Annotated in this window: 23 protein-coding genes and 1 pseudogene; 15 read left to right on the top strand and 9 right to left on the bottom strand. The window is 34.1% G+C overall.

Features of this window, described 5'->3' with window-relative positions:
• The first annotated feature begins 20 nt into the window (after window positions 1-20).
• The 3 genes from NY607_RS15945 (at window position 21) to NY607_RS15935 (ending at window position 2,487) form a co-directional block, all read left to right on the top strand.
• A complete protein-coding gene (locus NY607_RS15945; RefSeq protein WP_310794751.1) occupies window positions 21-1,277 on the top strand; it encodes an erythromycin esterase family protein in 1,257 nt (418 codons plus the stop codon).
• A gap of 69 nt (window positions 1,278-1,346) precedes the next feature.
• On the top strand, window positions 1,347-2,231 hold the full coding sequence (locus tag NY607_RS15940) for a helix-turn-helix transcriptional regulator (RefSeq protein WP_259419973.1): 885 nt from the start codon (window positions 1,347-1,349) through the stop codon (window positions 2,229-2,231).
• 97 nt (window positions 2,232-2,328) lie between these two features.
• On the top strand, window positions 2,329-2,487 hold the full coding sequence (locus NY607_RS15935; protein ID WP_004231699.1) for a DUF1540 domain-containing protein: 159 nt from the start codon (window positions 2,329-2,331) through the stop codon (window positions 2,485-2,487).
• Window positions 2,488-2,536: 49 nt separating this feature from the next.
• Here NY607_RS15935 and NY607_RS15930 read toward each other — a convergent pair whose 3' ends face one another.
• Window positions 2,537-2,779, bottom strand: a complete 243-nt coding sequence (locus NY607_RS15930) for a group-specific protein (RefSeq protein ID WP_259419970.1) — start codon at window positions 2,777-2,779, stop codon at window positions 2,537-2,539.
• Window positions 2,780-3,099: 320 nt separating this feature from the next.
• On the opposite strand from NY607_RS15930, the pseudogene NY607_RS15925 reads away from it, so the two are divergent.
• From NY607_RS15925 to NY607_RS15915, 3 genes and pseudogenes are all read left to right on the top strand, one after another.
• A pseudogene (locus NY607_RS15925) lies at window positions 3,100-3,228 on the top strand (EamA family transporter); the annotation flags it as partial.
• An 85-nt stretch (window positions 3,229-3,313) separates the two neighbouring features.
• Window positions 3,314-3,856, top strand: a complete 543-nt coding sequence (locus NY607_RS15920; RefSeq protein ID WP_259419969.1) for a histidine phosphatase family protein — start codon at window positions 3,314-3,316, stop codon at window positions 3,854-3,856.
• A 75-nt stretch (window positions 3,857-3,931) separates the two neighbouring features.
• Entirely contained in the window at window positions 3,932-4,579 is a 648-nt protein-coding gene (locus tag NY607_RS15915) for a uridine kinase family protein (RefSeq protein ID WP_259419967.1), read from the top strand.
• 41 nt (window positions 4,580-4,620) lie between these two features.
• Here NY607_RS15915 and NY607_RS15910 read toward each other — a convergent pair whose 3' ends face one another.
• The 4 genes from NY607_RS15910 to NY607_RS15895 all read right to left on the bottom strand — a co-directional run bounded on the left by NY607_RS15910 (window position 4,621) and on the right by NY607_RS15895 (window position 6,654).
• Window positions 4,621-5,265, bottom strand: coding sequence for an SIMPL domain-containing protein (locus NY607_RS15910; protein WP_131520968.1), 645 nt, complete (start codon window positions 5,263-5,265; stop codon window positions 4,621-4,623).
• A 47-nt stretch (window positions 5,266-5,312) separates the two neighbouring features.
• Window positions 5,313-5,939: a DUF2238 domain-containing protein gene (locus NY607_RS15905; RefSeq protein ID WP_131520967.1), complete on the bottom strand. Its 627-nt coding sequence runs from the start codon at window positions 5,937-5,939 to the stop codon at window positions 5,313-5,315.
• A gap of 108 nt (window positions 5,940-6,047) precedes the next feature.
• Complete coding sequence (locus NY607_RS15900) at window positions 6,048-6,350, bottom strand: YunC family protein (protein WP_004231716.1); 303 nt, start codon at window positions 6,348-6,350, stop codon at window positions 6,048-6,050.
• Between the two features lie 181 nt (window positions 6,351-6,531).
• Window positions 6,532-6,654 (bottom strand): hypothetical protein, encoded by a 123-nt coding sequence (locus NY607_RS15895; protein WP_255501615.1) that lies wholly within the window; start codon window positions 6,652-6,654, stop codon window positions 6,532-6,534.
• Window positions 6,655-6,925: 271 nt separating this feature from the next.
• Between NY607_RS15895 and NY607_RS15890 the strand changes: the two genes are divergently transcribed.
• Window positions 6,926-7,660 carry a polysaccharide deacetylase family protein gene (locus tag NY607_RS15890; RefSeq protein WP_131520966.1) on the top strand — a complete coding sequence of 245 codons (735 nt, stop codon included), beginning with the start codon at window positions 6,926-6,928 and terminating at the stop codon, window positions 7,658-7,660.
• 65 nt (window positions 7,661-7,725) lie between these two features.
• On the opposite strand, the gene NY607_RS15885 is transcribed toward NY607_RS15890, so the two are convergent.
• Window positions 7,726-7,986 (bottom strand): hypothetical protein, encoded by a 261-nt coding sequence (locus tag NY607_RS15885; protein ID WP_004231722.1) that lies wholly within the window; start codon window positions 7,984-7,986, stop codon window positions 7,726-7,728.
• Window positions 7,987-8,091: 105 nt separating this feature from the next.
• Here NY607_RS15885 and NY607_RS15880 point away from each other — a divergent pair, with 105 nt between their 5' ends.
• Entirely contained in the window at window positions 8,092-8,886 is a 795-nt protein-coding gene (locus NY607_RS15880; protein ID WP_131520964.1) for a DUF2268 domain-containing putative Zn-dependent protease, read from the top strand.
• 18 nt (window positions 8,887-8,904) lie between these two features.
• Window positions 8,905-9,414 (top strand): DNA-deoxyinosine glycosylase, encoded by a 510-nt coding sequence (locus tag NY607_RS15875; RefSeq protein WP_259419963.1) that lies wholly within the window; start codon window positions 8,905-8,907, stop codon window positions 9,412-9,414.
• 14 nt (window positions 9,415-9,428) lie between these two features.
• On the opposite strand, the gene NY607_RS15870 is transcribed toward NY607_RS15875, so the two are convergent.
• The 3 genes from NY607_RS15870 to NY607_RS15860 all read right to left on the bottom strand — a co-directional run bounded on the left by NY607_RS15870 (window position 9,429) and on the right by NY607_RS15860 (window position 11,687).
• On the bottom strand, window positions 9,429-10,229 hold the full coding sequence (locus NY607_RS15870; RefSeq protein ID WP_237898837.1) for a cytochrome c oxidase assembly protein: 801 nt from the start codon (window positions 10,227-10,229) through the stop codon (window positions 9,429-9,431).
• A gap of 13 nt (window positions 10,230-10,242) precedes the next feature.
• Window positions 10,243-10,725: a DUF2243 domain-containing protein gene (locus NY607_RS15865; protein WP_237898836.1), complete on the bottom strand. Its 483-nt coding sequence runs from the start codon at window positions 10,723-10,725 to the stop codon at window positions 10,243-10,245.
• Between the two features lie 71 nt (window positions 10,726-10,796).
• Window positions 10,797-11,687 (bottom strand): endo alpha-1,4 polygalactosaminidase, encoded by an 891-nt coding sequence (locus NY607_RS15860; protein ID WP_237898835.1) that lies wholly within the window; start codon window positions 11,685-11,687, stop codon window positions 10,797-10,799.
• 132 nt (window positions 11,688-11,819) lie between these two features.
• Here NY607_RS15860 and NY607_RS15855 point away from each other — a divergent pair, with 132 nt between their 5' ends.
• The 6 genes from NY607_RS15855 to NY607_RS15830 all read left to right on the top strand — a co-directional run bounded on the left by NY607_RS15855 (window position 11,820) and on the right by NY607_RS15830 (window position 21,244).
• Window positions 11,820-12,182: a hypothetical protein gene (locus NY607_RS15855; RefSeq protein ID WP_131520959.1), complete on the top strand. Its 363-nt coding sequence runs from the start codon at window positions 11,820-11,822 to the stop codon at window positions 12,180-12,182.
• A 320-nt stretch (window positions 12,183-12,502) separates the two neighbouring features.
• Window positions 12,503-14,143 (top strand): ribosomal protection-like ABC-F family protein, encoded by a 1,641-nt coding sequence (abc-f, locus tag NY607_RS15850; RefSeq protein ID WP_259419960.1) that lies wholly within the window; start codon window positions 12,503-12,505, stop codon window positions 14,141-14,143.
• A 253-nt stretch (window positions 14,144-14,396) separates the two neighbouring features.
• A complete protein-coding gene (locus tag NY607_RS15845) occupies window positions 14,397-15,428 on the top strand; it encodes a hypothetical protein (RefSeq protein WP_131520957.1) in 1,032 nt (343 codons plus the stop codon).
• A gap of 20 nt (window positions 15,429-15,448) precedes the next feature.
• Window positions 15,449-18,019: a hypothetical protein gene (locus tag NY607_RS15840; RefSeq protein WP_237898832.1), complete on the top strand. Its 2,571-nt coding sequence runs from the start codon at window positions 15,449-15,451 to the stop codon at window positions 18,017-18,019.
• Window positions 18,019-19,590, top strand: coding sequence for a hypothetical protein (locus NY607_RS15835; protein WP_237898831.1), 1,572 nt, complete (start codon window positions 18,019-18,021; stop codon window positions 19,588-19,590). Before NY607_RS15840 ends, NY607_RS15835 begins: the two co-directional genes overlap by 1 nt.
• Window positions 19,571-21,244 (top strand): YcaO-like family protein, encoded by a 1,674-nt coding sequence (locus NY607_RS15830; RefSeq protein ID WP_193767363.1) that lies wholly within the window; start codon window positions 19,571-19,573, stop codon window positions 21,242-21,244. Before NY607_RS15835 ends, NY607_RS15830 begins: the two co-directional genes overlap by 20 nt.
• The last annotated feature ends 2 nt before the right edge of the window (window positions 21,245-21,246 follow it).

The raw sequence follows: 21,246 nt of genomic DNA, 5'->3' as shown, positions 1-21,246 counted from the left end.
AAAGGAGAATTGACATGAGAATGATGAAACGTAGCTTACGTTTTTTAACAGTATCGATGCTATTAGTAGCTTTAGTAGGATGTGGACAGAGAGAGATTGTAAAAGATGCCACACAATATACGAATGAAATTAAAGATATCAACATTCCTGATGATGTAAAAATTATTGGTTTTGGGGAAGCAACACATGGCAATATCGAATTTCAAACATTAAAAAAAGATGTATTTGAAGCGATGATAAAAAATGAAAATGTCCATGTTTTCGTTTTAGAAGGAGATTTTGGTGGAGCCCAGCAGATAAACCAATTTATCGAAAACGGTGTCGGAACGGCGGAGGAAGCTATAAAAGCGTTAGACTATGGTATCTACAAAACCGAACAAATGGTAGAGTTTGTGCAGTGGATGCATGACTATAACCAGACAGTTGATGATCAAGAGAAAATTTATTTTTATGGCAATGATATGCAGCGCTATGATTACAGCAAAAAGGGGTTACTTGATTTTTACGCCAAGGTACATGCTGACAATGCACGAAAATTCACGACTAAGCTAGAGCATGTTTCCAACAAAACGATGAGAGATTTATCGGATAGTCAGCTACTTGAGCTTGATAAAACGATTGATACAATAATCAACGATTTACAAGCAAACAAGGCGATGTATGAGAAACAATCTTCAAAGGATGAATTTGCATTTGCTGTTCAATATGCGCAAATTATGAAGCAGCGTACGCAATTATTTTTAAATGATGGTAATTATATGAATTTGCGGGACGAATATTTAGCTGAAAATTTACAATGGATTGTTGAATATGAAGCAACGCAAGGTCATGATAAGGTATTAATGTCTGCTCATAATGGTCATATTGAGAAAACTTCTGCTACGATGGCAGGCTATCAATCGATGGGGCATTATTTAAGTGAGATATATAAAGATCAATATTTTGCGATTGGCACAGACTTTGTGAAAAATACATTCCAGGCACAAAATGGGTCTGGTGCACGAAAGGAATATTCGATTGAGCATCACAATGCTTTAGTGGATGCCTTTAGTGACATTGATAATAACATCTTTTATGTGAATTTTGAAGCTGCCAAACAATCGAAGGAGCTGGCGAATATTCTTGCCAAAAAGCAAAGAATGGGCAATATCGGCGATGATTTTCGTCCGTGGTATAAGCTGACACAAATGCTGTACACCATTAAAATGACACCTGAGGAAGCTTATGATGGTCTCATCGTTGTGCAAGAAGCAACACCAACAAAAATAATTGATTAAGCTAAATTTAGCAACCTCCATCAAAAAATCTGTTTCCTTCTCCATTATGATAAAGATGAGGTGAGTAACATGGAGTATAGTCAAGCGACGCAAAGAACTATTGCCTATATCGAGGAGCAATTGATGGGAGAAATTTCCTTTGAATGTCTTCCTAATACTGCTGGCTATTCGAAGTACCATCTAAGCCGAATTTTTAAGCAAGAAACGGGATTTACGATTGGTGAATATATTCGTATACGTCGGCTAGCTATGGCAGCGAGTTATTTGATGTACTCTAATGTATCGATATTAACGATTGCTGTTACACTTCAGTTTCAATCACAAGAGGCTTTTACAAGAGCCTTTAAAGAAGTTTATGCTTTACCACCAGGGAAGTATCGAAAAGTAATGCAATCATTAAATATGATGGAGGAGGAACATTACATGGAAACAGTTGAACAGGTTAAAGGTTGGGTGTTGAGTGGTGCTAATCCAGAATTGTATAAATTTCATACAGATGACAAGGTATTTCATTCAGGGAAGCGTTCAGGAGTATTGTATTCCACAACTGCCTCAGCAAATCATGGTCAATTTGCTACAATGATGCAGGGTTTTCTGGCAGCTGACTATAAAGGGAAACGCTTGAAAATGTCATGCTACTTAAAGACGGCAGATGCTACAAAGTGTGGTGCATGGATGCGTATTGACAATGGTACAGGTGATACGATTCAATTTGATAATATGGATCAACGCCCTGTGACAGGTTCTACTGAATGGAATCATTATTCGATTGTCTTAGACGTACCTGAAGAAGGTAATTCCATTTATTTTGGTGTGTTACTAATTGGTTCGGGTAAAGTCTGGGCAGATGGCTTCCGTTTTGAAGAAGTTGACAACAAGGTACCCTCAACAAATATGCTTACGCAGGAACATTTATCAAATCATCCTACTAATCTAGACTTCAGTATGGAGTGAATCAGACAGCTCTTACAATAATTGCGAAGTGACTTTTTTGAATAACGTATTGATTACCTCTAATTTGTTAAAGATAACAAAGAGGAGGTGTGAGACGATGGCACAAGAAATTCTTTGTGAAGTCAATAACTGCACATTTTGGGATTCTGGTAACAAATGCACAGCTGAAAAAATTTATGTTGTCAGCCAAAAGGGACAACATGCTTCCAACAGCGAGGAAACAGACTGTAAAACATTCGAACCTGAAACGCATTAATGTCAAAAGGGTAGCCATGTATTATGGTTACCCTTTTTCCTGGTCTTGATTAATAAATATCTACCTTTTCTTTGTTAAATAAAAGAGCATGGGCATTTTTCACTTTTTCCTCTACATAATCCAGTGAGTATTTACCAACAGAATCTGTTAAATCCCCAATTGCCCGCGACAAGTTATCAATAATCGGAATTAATTTGTGCATTTCTTTGCGATGCTTTTCTTTGTGCATCTCATCCATAATTTCATATGCAAGACGTTGAATCTTCCTTAGTCGCAATTTCTCAGATTGCATTGAATCCTCCTTATTGAACCAATTTATGATGTCTAATTATATGAGCTACAATAAGGTTTCATGAATAATGTGCTTTAGAAATAATTGCTCGTGTTATGAAGGGCTAGCGCGATTTCCCTTATGCCAACATCAATCTTGAATTCGTCTATATTTGATACATTTAGTTTGATAATACGTTCCCGATAAAATGCATCTAAATAATTACGTTTAATAGGATCTAACAAAATATTTTGTTGTGCCAAATGATCAATAATCTTAGAAGTATTCACCTGTCTCGATAGAATGATATGGCTATGCATACAGATTTCCTTAGAGGATTGATTTTGGCAGGGGTCTTATTTTTACAGGAAGATTTCCATCTATATCATCTTATTGGTGGCGTCATGATTATTATTGGTGTGATAGGGACGAATTATTTTGGGCGGAAAAATGTAGAACAAGTGAGATAATGAATAGGAACATTTAAATCGTAGCTATTTAGTAAACGGGGTATAATAATCGTTTATAAATGACTTTCTAAACGAGGAGGTATGTATGGGGAAAATTTATGTCATTAGACATTGTCTCGCACAAGGACAATCACTAGATGCACCCTTAACACAGAAGGGAATAGAGCAAGCAGATAGTTTAGCTGAGTTTTTCAAGGATCTAAAAATTGATCGAATTGTATCTAGCCCTTTCTTACGAGCAATCCAATCCATTAAACCATTAAGTAGTAGAGAAAGTATGACGATTGAAATTGATGAACGTCTTTCGGAGCGCCTTTTAAGTACTAGAGATTTACCAGATTGGTACGAAAAATTACAGGCGACATTTGTGGATAAGGATTTAAAATATGATGGTGGAGAATCCAGTAATGAAGCGATGCATCGAATTGTAGACCTTGTAAAAGATGCATTTGCACAGGATGTTGATAATACATTAATCGTGAGTCATGGCAATATCATCTCTTTGCTACTGAAGTATTATGATAAGGATGTTGATTTTCACTGTTGGAAAAATTTAAGCAACCCAGATGTTTTTCTACTAAGCCCTCAGCATAATGAAGTAATGATAGAGCGAATATGGGGAGCATAGTAAAGTGAAGGCTAATATTAAGTGGTATGGTAGGAATTGTTTCTTGCCATACCTTTTATAGTGAAGGAGAGTAAGATGGAGACGATATTAAAAGAAATTTTAAAATGGGTTAAACAGGCTGATAATAAAATCATAATCGGCATTTCTGGTCATGGTGCTGCTGGAAAAACGACATTTGCCAAAAAACTTATACATGCTTTAGATCAAGATGAAGTGAATTATTTGAATACTGATCCGTATATTGTGAATTCGGATATTCGCAAGCAAACAATACTTAATTATACATATCAAAATGAGCATCATCGTTTTAAAATGACGGCTTGTCATCCCGCTGCTCATCATCTGCCATCATTGGAGCGAGATGTTCAGATGATAAGAGCAGGGCTCGATTTTATGACAATCGATACAAATTATATGAAAAGTACATTAATTTCTTCGAAAAAACAGATCACGATAGTAGAAGGAATGTGTGTAGCATTTATAGATCCGCAGTTACTCGATTTAAAGATTTATTTTTATACGGATGGGGCTACAGAGCTTAAGAGAAGATCAGATCGTGATGTGCTGGAAAGAGGGACAGATATAAATTATTTAAAACAATCACAAGATGAGCGACGTATTCAATATGAATTATTTATGCATCCACATTGCCAGCATTTTGATATGGTTATTAAAACTCAGGATGATGAAATCCGTATTGAAAAAAATACACTTGTAAAATAAATGAGGGCCTTCTGCACTTTGACTAGCGGAAGGCTCTAACTTTAGTATTGAAATTTTACACGAACAGTAGCATCAATAGCAATTTGTCCCTGTTCTATAGGCGTAATTCCCGAGGATACAGCCATAGAGCGATAAAGGATAGGTGTGTTAGCCTGCTCTTCCACAATCTCTACAGGGAATGGCTGCAAAGGCAGGTGCATAGTTTCTGCTATTGTTTTCGCCTTCAATTGAGCATTCTGTAGCGCTAAACTTAATGCTTGCTGATAGTAAGCATCGGTATGGTCCATTTTGAACTGAATATTGGTTATTCGATTTGCCCCATTTTCTATAGCCGTATCAATGATTAAGCCCAAATCATTGGTATCCGAAACGTTGACCGAAATGGCGTTGACTACTTCATAGCCATTAAAAATTTGTTTGCCATCTTCGAAATTATATAGTGGTGTGATGGTATAACTAGCCGTTTGAATTTGTTCTCTTGGAATACCAAGTGCGAGAAGTGATTGCATAACTTCATTCATGATTGCCGCATTTTCCTGTTGAGGACCTTGTACATGGTTGCCCTGTGTTTGGACTTCAATTTGTAATTGTACAGAGCTAGGTGTAGCCATTACCTGTCCATAGCCGATTACAATCATAGTACGTGATGGATGATGTGTTTGTTGATTGACCTGTGCATAGTACATCTAATACCACCTTTCATTGGTTATATAATCATGCTATGCAAAAATATTTACGATTTGTTTATTCTTTTTAAAAATTTATCATGGAGCTTTGTGAATAGAAGTAAAGCTAAAATAGCTCCCAGCAAGGCTAAAAACATGTCCCATTGTGCATCCCATTTATCTCCCTGCATGCCTAAAAAATCCTTTGCTCCTTTACTTCCCTTCGAGATTCTTGTACTTAACCATTCAATGATTTCATAAAAAGCGGCAATTGCGAGTAGAATACTGATCGTAATACCTGTAAGCCAAGCTCCTTTTGTAAGTGGTGTTTTCCTAATTAGTATTTCCCTTATTACGATGGCTAATAAACCTTTTAAAAAGTGGCCAAAGCGATCATAGTGATTACGTTGTAAATGAAACTCATCTTTTATCCAATTAAAAAGAGGGACTTCCGAATAGGTATAATGCCCACCTATAAATGTCAGGATCGACAAGAGAGCAATAATAAAATAAGAAAATGTGGTGAAGCGGAATTTACGATAAATGCAAACAGCGACTGTTATTGCCACAATTCCAGGACTAACTTCAGCTAGCCAATCTAAATAGGAGGACGGCTTTATAACAGACCAGATGAAAACAATTAAAACAATAATAAGTAAGGTGGCGTGTATTTTAACATGTTGCCTACTATTCATACTAACAACTCCCTTTGTCCCACAGTATGGGGAATGGGGAAATTGCTTATTCAAATTAGGTTAACAAACAAAAAAGAAAAGCGTCTAGTTGACGCTTTTTTTAGCCAATTAGATCATTTTTAAAAGTGCTTCTACACCAGTCATTCCTTCTGTTATACCAAGCTGTTCTGCTTCATAAGTTACAGATTCTAATGGAGCTGTTAATAGCTCGTCAATTGTTTTCACGCCTACTGCACGACCAGCAATAATTTTTCGATCAACTAAGCGACTATTTAATAGGCCGACATCTAAAGCACCACACATAATGTAGCCTGTATCATTAGAAATAGTTAGTAATGTTGTTTTAGGTAATTGAACAACTACTGCAGTGAAGAAATGCCCTTTAATCATAATAGGTTCAATTGTCACCATTGAAATCACTCCTTTTCTCTATATACATATGGTGAAGGCTAGCAAGGTGTTCGACATTTTTAGGAAAAAATCATGGCAACTAACTAAATATGTTGTTAGATGTATAAGGATGAAAGGAATTAGGAGGGACTTTATAACAAAAAGGAATCTACTCAAATGAATAGATTCCTTTTATCCTTTATTATCTTGTATAAGAAAGCAAAGCGGTTTGTTTAAATTTATGTAGTGCATTTGTTGCCTCACGTTTAGAACTATACTCAAACATACGATAAGTGTTTTCTTCAAATACTGTAATAATCCACATATATGTCATCCCCTTTGTTGTGTTGCATAACATTTATATATTTATAATAACTGTTATATATCAGATTTGATTTAATTTTACACCAATAAATAAAAAAATAAAGTACTATTCAAAGATTTTCACATATTGTTCAAAATTAAAAATAACGTTTAAAATTTTCCTGAAATAATTAAAAGGAGAAAACAGACAATCCTTCACAAGTATATTTCATGGCAATTCGTAAATAGTAAGTTGACGGAGTTCTGTGATTTCGGACTTGGGAGGTGATGCTATGACACGTATTTACGTATTCATTTTTATGGTTTTCTTTTTAATCATCTCGGGATTTTTAGTGCAGGAAGGCTACGCAGATAAAGGTCGTCCCTATTATGAGGAGACAGGGGAAGTTGTTTGGGATATCAAAACAAAGGATAAAATTGTTGCACTCACCTTTGATGATGGTCCACATCCTAAATACACAGCGGCTGTGCTAGATTTATTAGCAAAATATGATGCAAAAGCCACCTTTTTTATTATTGGAAAAAATGCAGAAAAATATCCAGAGCTTGTTTTACGTTCTTATACAGAAGGCCATGAATTAGCAAATCATACGTATACACATCCATTTAAAGTTTCCATCAAAAAATTGCAAGAGGAGCTTCAACAGACAAATGACACGATTTATAGTATTACTGGTTTTTCCCCAGTTTTATTCCGTCCCGTTGGTGGAAATTATACGGATGCTATGATTAATGCGGCTGTGAAGGACGGCTATAAGGTAGTAATGTGGTCCTGGCATCAGGATACGCAAGATTGGAAAGAGCCTGGTGTAAGGAAAATTGTGCAAAAGGTAATGAAGGGAACAAGGCCTGGAGATGTTATTTTATTTCATGATGGTGGCGGGAACCGTACACAAACAATTCAAGCACTAGAAGAAATACTACCTGCATTAAAAAAGCAAGGCTACACATTTGTTACAATATCCGAGCTGATTGAAATCAAACAGCAACAAGAGCAAGTTCAATAATGAAAAATGAGCCATCTCAACAAAGTTTGAAATGGCTTCTTTTTCACTTAAATAAAAGGTTTGAATTAGAAGAAAATAATTGGAGCTAGTGCAATACCTAAAATTGTTCCTAGAGCAATTCCATAGCCAAAACCTTCTCCTCCATACCCTCCAAATCCCCAAAACCCTAAACCATAACCACTATATCTTCTATCAGGTAGAATCCATACCTGTCTTCTATCTACCCTTGTGATTTCTCCAACATGTACTTTACCAGATGAATCTGAGATTCGAACACGTTTACCATGATATTTACAGCAAAGACTATAAGCATCAGCTGGATTCACACATATCCCTCCTTTCAATGTCATTACAAGCTAATATATGCGATTTGATGGATTTATCACTAGCCGATTGTCTATTCAAGGCATATGCTGTGAAGAGGTGATAATATGGCAGTTGTGTCAACGGATAAGTGGTTAAATGAATTTGTAAGTGCTAGAAAATCAACTAGAAAGGATGAGCGAACAAGCTTACAATGCTCCATTCTTTGTGATCGATTGGTCAAACTATTTCAAGATGGGCTTCCAGAAGAAATTCACTATACATTACAGCAACAGGGTCTTTTTTTACCTCATGAGGAAGTCGATGTTGAAAAATTAAAGAGGCAAAAAGTATGGGCCAGTGTACAGCAGGAGTTCCTATACCTACAGAGGAAATGGAATGGCCCATCAATACCAATTTATATTTTCCCAATAACTCAGCAGCAAACGATAACCAATAAAAATGGTGTCGCTTATCCTCATTCGCTTTTTTTATTTGTGGGTGATTTAGATAAGCAGGAGCTTCAAGCATTATTTGCTCATGAATATAACCATGTTTGTCGTATACACATATTAAAAAAAAGTTTAGACGATATGACTTTATTGGATACTCTCATTTTAGAAGGCTTAGCAGAAGATGCGGTGAAAGATTTATATGGGGAAAAGTGGATTTCTCCTTGGTTGCAATTCTACTCAGATAAAGAACTTTTAGCTTTATGGGAGCATCATTTTTTACCGAATTTACAACTCCAAGGAATCGAACAACATCATCCATTTCTATACGGGGGGGCCCTTCCATCTTGGATCGGCTACTGTATAGGCTACAAAATTGTGCAGTCATATAAAATGAACCATTCATGTCAACATCCCTTGTTCATTTCAAGCCAAGATTTACTTGCTGGTTCGAATTTTCCGTTACAATAGAGAAAAGGAGTGATTGTTGTGTCCAATGAATTAAAAAATATATTATTACCAATTGTAGACCCATCAACAAGGGTGCTCATTGTTGGATCCATGCCAGGAAAACAATCGTTAGAGAAACAGCAGTACTCTGGCAATCCACGCAATCACTTTTGGCCTATTATGGGTAAGTTATTAGAGATAGCGATTCCAAATGATTATACAGAGAGAATAGCCTTATTAAAAAACAATGCAATCGGTCTTTGGGACACGATTGCAACTTGTGAACGCGAAGGAAGTTTAGATGCAGCGATACGCAATGAACAGCCCAATGATTTTCAAACCCTTTTTAAACAATACCCTAATATCCAATTAGTGCTTTTTAATGGAGCGAAGGCATTTGAGGTTTTTAAAAAGCATATTGGCTTAGGGCTTCTAGAAGGACGAGCCTATAAAAAAATGCCATCAACAAGTCCAATACCAGGGAAAAATATTAAAACGTTCACTGAAAAGCTAGAGGACTGGCGGATTATCCAATCCTATTTAACTTAATCAACAGGGCGAGATTAGCGTGATGAAGTCGCTGCTTTGGGGTGAATACTATTCCTTGTGCTTTTAAACCATTGATAAAAGAGAATATACACAAGAAGGATTTCAATAGCATCTCCACCGTAGTACATGATCTTAGCACCTAGTTCTGCCTCTGTGGAGGGTACATGACGAGGCGGATTTGCAAAAATAAATTTTGCCAATATGGCATGAGCGGCCAATGCTACTACTAATGTAAGGGATCGAAAAACATAAGAGTATGAATGTGGAGTAGGATCAATATAAATAAAGGCAATAGTAAACAAATAACCCGCTAGAAAAATATGGAGATGAATGAATACATACAGTAGTATATGTTCATGCATCAAATTGAAAAGTGAGGTTGTATAGAGTAACCATAGACCTCCTACATTTAGAATAGATGCAATAATTGGATGACGTATAAAACGAACATACGGATTTTTTAGTGTCCGAGAGAGAAAACGTGCCTTGTTTACTGATAAGGTTCTTAACAGCAGAGTCATGGGTGCTGCTAAAGCCATAAGTAATGGTGCCAGCATGCCAAGCAATAAATGTCCTATCATATGTGCGTCAAAATGAATATGACTAAGAGCAGCCAATGGGCCGATTAATGTAATCAGAGCACAGACATTTCCAACAATCCAACAGATAGTACGGAAATGAGGCCATTGTTTTTTATATTGATTCGAAATAATAACAGCGAGGATATAGCCTATAAGAGCTAGAACAAATGGCAAGGCCAGTAGAAGCTGAACTATAATAGGAAAGTTTTGAGCATGAACATCGTGAGAATGCAAGATGCGCCACCTCCTATCGATCTTTTTGATTTGTTTGGAGCAGTAAGACAATACCGATAATTATTAATAGCGCCGCCAATATGTTCCAAACGATATCATAGGGAAGTATTTCAACATTGTAACGAATTTGGTGAAGTTTCATGAATTTATGTTGTATAATTCCATCGTAAAGCTGAAATGAGCCTGCTCCAAGAAAAATACCGCCTAGCCATCTTTTTAGCCAAAACCCATGTTTTCTATGTAGATCAGCCAATAAAAAAGCAGATCCAATCGTAGCAAAAAAGCTGAATGCATGAAATAAACCATCCGAAACTAGTCCAATAGCTGCTGTAGACTTATCATAGAAATGATGCCAGTGTAATAATTGGTGAAAAATCACCTCATCTATGAATGCCACCACCCCAAGCCCAAATAAAATCCCAGTCCACATGTTACGCTGCTTATATTGAAAGCGATTTTCATGCTTATGTTTTTGTTCTTCATACATATTCGTCATATCCAATCCTATCACCTCAAGCTGATTTTCTTTTAGTCTACCCCTGAGATGAGCTCTTAAACAAATATCCCTCAAAACAGTCGTTTGTCAGAGGGAAGTAAGGATGATTGCCAGCTATTATAGTAAGAACCAGCAGGACTGTAAAAGAATTTGAAATGATGCTTCTCAGCTAATGCACGGCTTTTTGCTTCTTCTTCAAAACCAATTGCCATCACCTGTGTACCAAATTTATTGCGTATGTGGACAAGCTGTTGCATCATATCGAGTGACCATTTATCTTTTCCTACCACAGGATACGAAAAATCCTCCCACATAATAAAATCAACATATGGTGCTGTATAATCGGCGAGTGTTTGAAATCCCCAATTTTGAGCAACAGATATATTTGGATGTCGTTTTTTGATTTGTTGGATAAAAGATAACATGGCTTCATTTTGCCACTTTTGTTCATCTTCAGGTAAATAAGAATTGATATTACCGACCGTATCTAAAAACACGCCGTCTAAGCCTTTCTGAACAATTTGCTTCTTGACTTCTGCTAGTAAAATGTCTTGATAGTGCGTAGAAGTCATATCCATTAAATAAGAATCCCATTCGGCAAAATACATTTTTTCACCCTGTTTGTCTCGATAAAAGTCTTCTTCTTTCAATTGATGATAAAGTGCTGTATTCCATTTGTCTGCCTCCATAGCATTTATATAGCCGTACACTAAAGTACCGCTTTTTTGAGCATTGATGATATACTTCTGTTGCATTTCAATTGGTTCTACAATCACTAAATCTAACTTCATCATGCTCTTGCCAATGGCATCATTGCCTTTATCTAAGTAGTATTTGTAATCTTTTACATCAGTAAGTTTAGCTTGGATACTAGTGGAAGGAGATACTGGATTTTTAGCAAGCAACATCCACATCCCCCCTGCGATAAGCATGGCTAGTAAGGGTAATAATAATTTTTTCATAAGTACTCCTTTTTGAAAAATATCCCTTCCATTATACAGTAATAGGAAATGGATTACCTTCGATAAATGGGCAATGGCTCAACGGTGAATCGCACTTTTACATATATTGAATAATGTAAAAGGAGGGTTTGTGTGTATAATAATCCATTTAGAGAAGATAATTTTAGAAGACCTGGTTGGGGAGATTATAATGATTTTGAAACAACGTCATTTGGGCCAAGTCATTTCGGACCCCCTCCAGCAGGACAAATGCCAATGAGCACACCGCCAGGTTTTTCGCCACCTATTCCAGCTTGGCGAGTAGGATCAAGTGGTATACGTTCCTGTTTGTTTAGAAATACGTATATTTGGATGAATAGTGGTAGAAGTTTTTGGTTTTTCCCAACAGCTGTAGGAAGGGAAATCATTGCTGGCTTCCGATGGAGTCGAAGATATGGCTGGTATTTCCGTACCATTTCAAGAAATCAAATTCGCTCCTATGAATGTTTTAGATAGACTAGGGAGTTTAATTTTAAAAAAAATGATGTTACAATGACGGTAACGATAAATGAAGGGAAGATGGGTGGCTAATGAATAACTAATCTTAATTTTTGTATAGGAAATTTTATATTTCACGAACAACAAAAATAGGATTAGTCTGCCCATTTTTCATAATAATTGCTTTATATTCGCAAACAACTGCTGATGTTTAGCTACTCCAAAGATTGTTTTCACAATAATTTTGGAGCTTATTTGTGTATGATATTGTAGCGACTAATCCTTCCAAATGAATTGGAGGGATTTTTTTGTCCCTCCAACTGGAGAGGATGGATAGTATGAAGGAACTTTTAAAATTACAGGATGTACGTTATGAAATAAAGGATATGTTGTTATTTGAGCATGTGACAGGCACAGTAAAAAAAGGCGAAGTCATCGGCATTATAGGGAGGAATGGTGCTGGGAAATCGACATTATTACAATTGATTCAAGGTACATTATCACCAACTATGGGAGTAATTCAGGGAGCACAGGCTTTAAAAATTACATTTGTTGAACAGGAGCTAGCTCATTTTGACAAACTAGAAGTATCCGCAAGAGAAGCTGATCTGCTGGCTAAGTGGCAGGTACCTAATGTGTCATTTGCAGCGTTAAGTGGGGGTGAAAAGCTGAAAATGCGTCTTGCAGAAGGTTTTTCCCAGAATGCTCAAATTTTATTACTTGATGAACCAACGAATCATTTAGATGAACGAAGTACCGCATTCCTCATCAGACAAGTACAAAACTATAAGGGGACAATCATCGTGGTATCACATGATCGCTATTTTTTAGATAAGGTTGCCACAAAAATCTGGTCTATTGAGGAAAAAAGCCTGATTGAACATGATGGCAATTATACAAGCTACATGGCTGATAGGGAACACCGACGATTAACACAGCAACGTGCCTACGAGAAGCAGCAAAAAAACATTGAACGAATTGAGGCTCAAATGTCGGAACTGACGTCTTGGTCACAAAAGGGCCACGCCCAGTCAACAAAACTGGAAGGTTTTAAGGAGTACCATCGTGTGAAAGCAAAGCGTTTAGATTCTCAGGTGAAATCTAAGAAAAAGCGATTAGAGGCTGAACTTGCGAAGACAAGAGTGGAAGCAGTGGAGCCAGAAGCAGAGATTCGTTTTTCTTTAGGCACGAATCAACGAGTTGGCAAGCGCTTACTGGAAATCAAGCATTTATCTTTAAAATTTGGTGAACGCATACTATTTAACGATGTGAATATTACGGCTCAATTTGGAGATAAGATAGCTATCACAGGAAAGAATGGAAGTGGGAAAACAAGCTTTTTAAAAGTTCTTTTAGGCAAGCTAGAAGCTGAGGGTGAAGTATGGGTATCACCAGCTGCAAACATTGGTTATCTGACACAGGAAGTATTTGATTTACCACTTGATCAGACACCAGAGCAATATTTTTATCAAGAGACATTTGAAGAGCGTGCTAAAGTGCGCAACTTGATGAAGAATTTAGGGTTTACACTGACACATTGGACATCTCCCATAGGCAAAATGAGTATGGGAGAACGCGTAAAGTGTAAGCTGATGGCTTATATTTTAGAGGATAAAAATGTTCTTATTTTAGATGAGCCGACAAACCATCTTGATCTACCTTCTCGTGAGCAGTTAGAGCATACTCTTACTCAATATAATGGAACATTGCTTGTCGTTTCACATGATCGATACTTTCTAGAAAAAGTCACGAACAGTGTTTGGGAGCTTCACGGTCAGCACATCAAGAAAAAGTGGACAGAAGTCACACCGAATAAAGTGGATGATACAGCGGCTCTCCGTTTAAAGCTTGAAACGGAAAGGCAAGAGATTTTAGGCAAACTGAGCTTTCTAACAGTAAAAGATAAGGACTACGCACTGCTTGACCAGAAGTTTAATGAGCTGACGAAGCTTATTAATGAGCTGAAAGTCAAATCCTAACACGACTTAAAATAAGACATCCTGAATTAATGGATGTCTTATTTTTATTTGTAATTATTGAAAGCATTAATGCTGAAAAGTTAATCCTAAATAAAAAAAATAATATCAAAAGTGCTTTTGATTATAAAAAATAGTGCACTTTTATAGTTAAATTATTTAATTAGGAAAAAAAATACTCTTGAATGAAAATAAACTATTATTAATTTACAAGGTAAGTCAAAACTATTTAAGCATATTGAAATGGGGAGGAAAAATGTCAATTAAAATATTTGATTACTCGTCTAGCAAATTACAATTAATGAACAAAATAGATAAGTTGATTTTGGAACAGAATATACTTGATTATTATTTTGATACAGATTGGCTGAACGGTCCTAGTATTGTTATTAATTTTCGAAGTATAGAAAGTGAAATGGATATTTTTAAGAAAATACAGGAGATCGTCAGTGAGTATAAGCGAAACAATCCATTATCAAATACAGAAATCCTAAGAAAAATGAAAAAATATGAAAAAGAACAAAAAAGACTTACGGATTTAGAGTTAAGAAATACTAAAGAAGTGGAAATGAAAGAGGATGGCACAGTACTCATAGAAAATAAAACGAAATCAGGAATATACAACTCTCCATTTCATGAAAATAGATTTTTAGAATACAGATACCAGTTACAGCCTATTCACAGTAAAATTCAAAAACTATTACCAACAATGGATGAAAAAAAAATAATGCACTTTTTCATTGAACAATTTAAATATATTTCTTTATTTTTTAATGGTGAAATAAAGGATGGATATATTTCCTATGTCTCACACGTAATTGGCTTTTTTTCTCGACTAAAGCTAGAAAATAAAAATTATGATCTAAAAGGGTATTTTGATTCGCTCTATTCAAATCTCTATAAAGAGACTCTTATTTTTACTTTAGAGGAGAGTTTAGTTTTAGAGGAATGGAAAAAACGTTGGGCTGAGGTCAATCTTCAGATGATAATGGATATTCCTTTTTATAAAGAAAGTGATACTAAATATTTAAACCTAGAGGATCAATATGAACATTTTATTAATAACATTAGTGAATTAAATAGCCCATTCCATAATCTTCTCTTAAGAAAAGATAACTTAAAAGAATTTATACTCTCTGATCAGATGCTTCATTATCGAAATGTAGTAAACCTATTTTACGTAACCCTGCCTTTATTCGAGCAAAATATGCTAAAAAAACACTTTTATGGATATTGTGTGATAAAGGATGTTCAAAAAGATTATGAGGATTTATTAATTCGTATTTAGATATGTAATGGAGGAATAAAATGGGGAAATTAAATCCATTTATTTTAGTAAGAAAAAATTCACTACCCAAAGCTTCAATCGAATTGAAAAGAGAAGGAAGTATAACTTTACTATTAAATAAAATAGAGAAAAATAATTCTCTTTTTCTAAAAAATAAAGAAAATACAATTGAACTACTTGAAAATCAAATTGCTTATTCTTTTGACAATAATCTACTGAATTTGAAACGTGTTATATATAACGAGCAATATAACAAATTTATTAACATTTTGAATAAGATTAAAGTTAGTTTAAATCCAGAGATGGAGCAAGCTCTTAAAGAACTTCATAAGTATTGGGAAAATAAACACCTATTAAATCAAAACTATAATCAATTATTTGAAAATCTAAGTGTAGAGAGTCGAGAGATTTTGCACGAGGCATCAAATAGTAAGATTATTCAAGATTATCTATTAATGATTCAACCCAATATTTATAAAAAGCTACAGTCATATAAAGAAATGAATGCAAAAGATCATAAGAATAAGGAAAGAAAGCTTGATGATACATTATATAAAGTGTTAGCTAGAGCTTCCTTAAAAACAAGTCCATTTGCGAATATGACAAGAGTTGGATTGGTAGAAAGAGCAAGTTCAAAAAAAGAGAAATTAGAAGAGGTAAGCGCAAATATAAATTTCTCGAATGAAGTTAAGATTAATTATACTTTCTTAAATCGATTGATTTTCGAGTTTCTCTTAAAAGAAGACAGCTTCTATTTTATTACTAATTATCGAACACCACCATTGTCAATTGAAATACAAGATAATGCTAATATTGTAAATTTTGTATCCACACAAGACGACAAAAAAAGCGTAAAAATCTTTGAAACAAGCGAGATTTTAAAAAAGCTTAAAATCCCTACAAAGTTAGCCGCTTTTTTAAAAGATAATAGTGTTAAGAAGAATTTCAATTTAAATGATATCTCATTAGTGTTAGACAATAAATTGAGTAATTTAGAGCTAATTGAACTTGCCAAGAAATATGTTGAGATTGGATTATTAGTTCCTACAATTGGATTTTCACAATTAGATGATAATGATTTCTTTTTGGAAATGAATGAGATCGGGAAAAAATTTCTGAACAAAGATAGCTTTAATAGACTTAATGACATCATTAATCAGCTAATTTTAACGAAAGAAAAACTACAATTTGTTGAGACGATTGAGGATAGAGATTGTATTTACAGAGAGTTGGAAGAATTTTTGGATAGCATTGAAGAAACAAAAAACATTAGTATGTCTGTAAATCATATTTATTATGAAGATGGTGTTCTTACTAATGAGTTTCCAGTGAACAATCTCTGCACCCAATCTGATATCAATATTCTTAGTAATATACAAAAAATTACGTTGTTATTTGATGTTAGCCTGCGAATGAGGTTGGAACTCGGGGAAAGAGTTTTTCTTAGTGGTGTTCAATCGTTAAATAGCGATTTCTTTACAATATTATTTGAAACCTCTAAAGACATACTTTCTTACTGGTCAGATCCTCTTTACATAGGGAGCAATATCAAATCTAGTTGGATAAAAAAATTGGATTCATTAAAAATTAGATTTATTAATGATTTAAGAGAGTTAACCTCGGTTTCTAATCAAACTATTGATATTACTAATCTCATCAATGAATATGTAGAAAAAATACCTAAGCAGTTAATTTTAAGAGCTGATCTATCTTCCAGTTTTTTTGTTCAAAAGAATGGTGAAAAATTGATTATTAACAATATTTATGATGGTCAAGAAAAATATAAGGCGAGGTTCATGGATTACTTTAAAGAGTTCCTTGAGCAAGATGCAGAATATAAAAAGTTTGAAGAAGAATATTATATGGATCAGGGTTACCACGAATATACTGAGAATTTTGGTTTTAATGGGAATGTTAAATCAATATTTTTACCAAATAGGGTAACAACAGTAGGGACTGGAAGAAAGAGATTTTCCACTATTGCAAAGAACTATTTAGAAATAGAGGAGTTAGGGATTAAGGTTGATCCGATTTGTAATTTTATTACTTTTTTTGAACGATCAACAAAAAAGGAAGTTAAAGTTTTGTACAGAGGATCCTTAATTCCAACTGCTATGCCTGGTTATATTTCTACATTACTACAGCTTTTTTCATCAGGAAGAATGACCTTTAAGTTCTCTGATCTTTTATGTCATGAGTCGATTCCAAAACTAACAATAGGAAATATAGTTTTGAGCAGAAAGAAGGAGAGCTTAAGTAAATATAAGAATCTATTTTTAGCTAAGGATTTAGAAGCAGCAGAATACCATAAGAAGATAAACACCTTTTTCTGGAAAAATGATTTACCAACAAATTTCTTTGTGGTTGCAAAAAGAGATCTCTCTGATAAACAATTTAGATTTGTAGATTTTAAACCATTTTATGTTGATATAACTAACCCTGTATCTTTGAAAATCTTTGTTAAGGAAATTATAAAGAAATATCAAGATGAAGATTTTGAAGGTCTTTATATAGAGGAGAATCTAGGTAATGAAGGAAATTTTGCTATTGAATATGATCTAGAACTTTACAAAGTAGGTGGAAAAATTTAATGAATGAGAACATTTGTGTTTTAAATAGACAAAATGTGATGGTTTATAGAAAAGAGAGTGAAACAGTTCTTAAAACGAGCTATAAAAGCTTTAAATTTAGTATGTCGGATGACAAGCATTTAAAGTTATTAGATCTTCTAAATGATTCTATTATTGGTATCCCGTTAGAAATGGTGAATGATGAAGATAAAAAACTAATTAAAATGTTGAGTAAAAATGGAGTTTTACTTGTCTATAGAAAGGGAGGAATAGTAGATAAATGTAAGTCTTTAAAGTGGTTTCAAATTTTGTCCCAATATCTCCCGCCTGATTTTGATTTAGAGATAGTGTGTAAAGAAATAATGAATACTACAATCGTTTTAAGAAATTCTTTGAACGATAAAATACCAAAAATTAAGGAAATTTTTTCAGAGTTCGATATGTCTTTAGTTTTAACAGATCAAAAATTTTCGAATAATAATAAATTGTGCGTTTTGACAGATAATGAGCTTGATCCAAATCAAGATTGTGGGATATTAATTCAAAAATTCAATCAAGGTATTTCAGGTACAGTTCTTAAAGATTTGTATTATGAACCATTGGATAATGACTTATCTAGAATGATTAAAATATTTAGTCCTTTATATATTTTAATTTATACTATAAAAAAATTAGCAGGTTTCGGGTCTAATACATTTTATATGAATGAAGTAGGTAAGTTTACTGAAAATGATGTACAGCATCACATAGTGAATGTTGTGAGTACTTCTCAATCCCCACTTGTTCTACAAGAACAACAAAAAGATATTGAGAGAATTGAAAAATTTGAAATGCTTATACAAAATAAATCTTTAAAGATGAAAATAGCGAATCAATATACTGAATATTCCGATTTATTCCAAAGTGGTTTATCTACTTATGCCATTATTGATGAATTCCTTAATAAAGAGTACGTTATTGCAGGGTTAAATTTCGAAAAATCCGCTGTTGAAGCAATTAAATATGCAGTTAGATTACATTTTGAAAATGTCTCAGGTGGCAAGTGGCTAATTACCGAAAATGAAAATTATTTCTTAGATAAAATACTTCTGTTAGTTAATAGTCTTCCTGAAAAAGGTATTTTTACAAAGCTTAGTGGTGCTATTATGAACAATTTGAAAGTATTTAGGTCGTATGGTGCATTTTTAGATAATATAGAAATTTATATAGAAAAATTCGAAAAATCAAATTCCTATAAAGTTTATTTGAAAGATAATGATGGAAAAATGTTTGGTGACTCAAAAAAGTGTATTGATTTGTCTAAAAAAATAGAAGAAACTATTTTGAATTATTTGCTACATTATCACAATGATTTAGGTAGCAAAGTGAAAACGCCTTACTCGTTCTATGATAAAAATACAACTAGCCAAAATGATTGTGAAAATCTGCGAGAAATCCCATATGTATCTTCTCGATTATTTATAGAAAATGCGCTCAAACTTTTCAAAGAAAATGATATTCGATATGAAGAATTTGCATGGGATAGAGAATTTGAATTGCAAAGTTTAAATCTCTGCGCTCGGAGAATTGATGTTGGATCGTACGGAGGGTAGAGCTGTCATGAAAAATAGGGTTAACGAAATTATTTTAATTTCAAAAGAAAATGATTGGGAAAAATTTATTAAGAGTCAAATTATTAACAACACTAATTTTGAAATTGAAGAGAATTATCTCCCAAAAAATTATTTAGATAAATTATTTACTGAGTTACTGGATACTGAGTTGGCAGAGGGCTCTTATTATACTTTCAACTTGAATTCAAAAATATTTTCTAAGAGAAAAGTGTTGGATTTATCGCTTGTTACAAATGATGTTGATAAGTTTGGTGAGTTGAACAAAGTTTCAAAATTCGAATTTAGGACAAAAGAGTTTAATGAAATTGCGAAAGATCTAAAAGCCAATCATAGTTCTTTAGTTGACCCACTTGTAGGGATATTCAAAGGGCATTATAGAGGTATTGCGGATTCAATGCCTTTAATCGCCTTCGATGCAAAACTTGGCACTAGAAGCTTTGATGCATATGGTCGAGCAAATACTTATAAGAAAGCATATTTTACAGGTTTACTAGAGGGATTAGAGCGATTTCATTCTGTTGGTTCTATCCATACTCAAGCAATAATTGCTAGTGAAAAGGAATTAATAGATTCAGGTAAAGCTTTTGTGCCGTTCCAAAAGTTCTGTCATTATACATGGGAACATTACCGTTCCAGACATTTTGAACTTGGAATTTACTCACCAGAAAAACCAATTAGGTGGATTAATACGTATTCCGTAAAAGAAGAAAGGGAAATTCTAATTCCAGAACAAATAGCTTATTTTTCATCTGAACAAGTATTAATTGAGACAGATGAAGAGAAGTATATTTCTGAAACATCTAATGGTACAGCGGTAGGAAGTTGTTGGACCGAAGCGGCTATTGCTGGCATATTTGAATTGATTGAGAGAGATAGCTTTTTAGTCTATTGGTATACGAAATCATCCCCAATTAAAGTAACTAATTTGATGGAATGTCAGGATAAAGAGATCAAAATGATTCTGGGTTATATCAATATGATGGACTATGAACCTCATTTATTTGATATAACACTTGAATCAAACGTTCCCACTTATTGGCTTTTACTAGAATATAAAGGGGATGATCCCGATGCTCTTAGTTTCTATACAGCTGCCGGATCAAATTTAAATCCATACTCTGCTATTAAATCAGCGTTTGTAGAGGCAACAACTTCAATTAAAGTTTTCAAAGAGTATATGTATAAAAAGTATTCTATTGAAGAAATGGAAAAACTAAAAAGGGATTTTAATGAAGTGAAAAAGTTAGAAGATCATTTGTATTTGTACTCTTCAGAAACAATGAAACAGTATTTGGATTTTGCACTTAAAACGGGAAAGAATGAAGAACTTAAAAGTAATATGATGAAAAGACTTCCTGATGATAAGGAAATTTCACAATCTAAATTATTACATGATATAGTAAGCCGCATTACAGAGGATGAAAATGACATTTATATCACGGATTTAAGTACAAAGTTTTTAACTGATATCGGCTTATCATGTGTTAAAGTTCATATTCCAGAATATCAAAATATCGGGTTTGGTAGTCAATATCAAAATGTCAATCTTGAGAGGTTAATGAACGCTATAAAATTGAATAATCTGGATGGAAACTTAGATGATATTTATCAAGCACCACATCCTTTTCCATAACG

The organism is Lysinibacillus sp. A4 (assembly GCF_024919535.1).
Lineage (GTDB): Bacteria > Bacillota > Bacilli > Bacillales_A > Planococcaceae > Lysinibacillus > Lysinibacillus capsici.
This window is presented reverse-complemented; position numbering and strand designations above follow the sequence as displayed.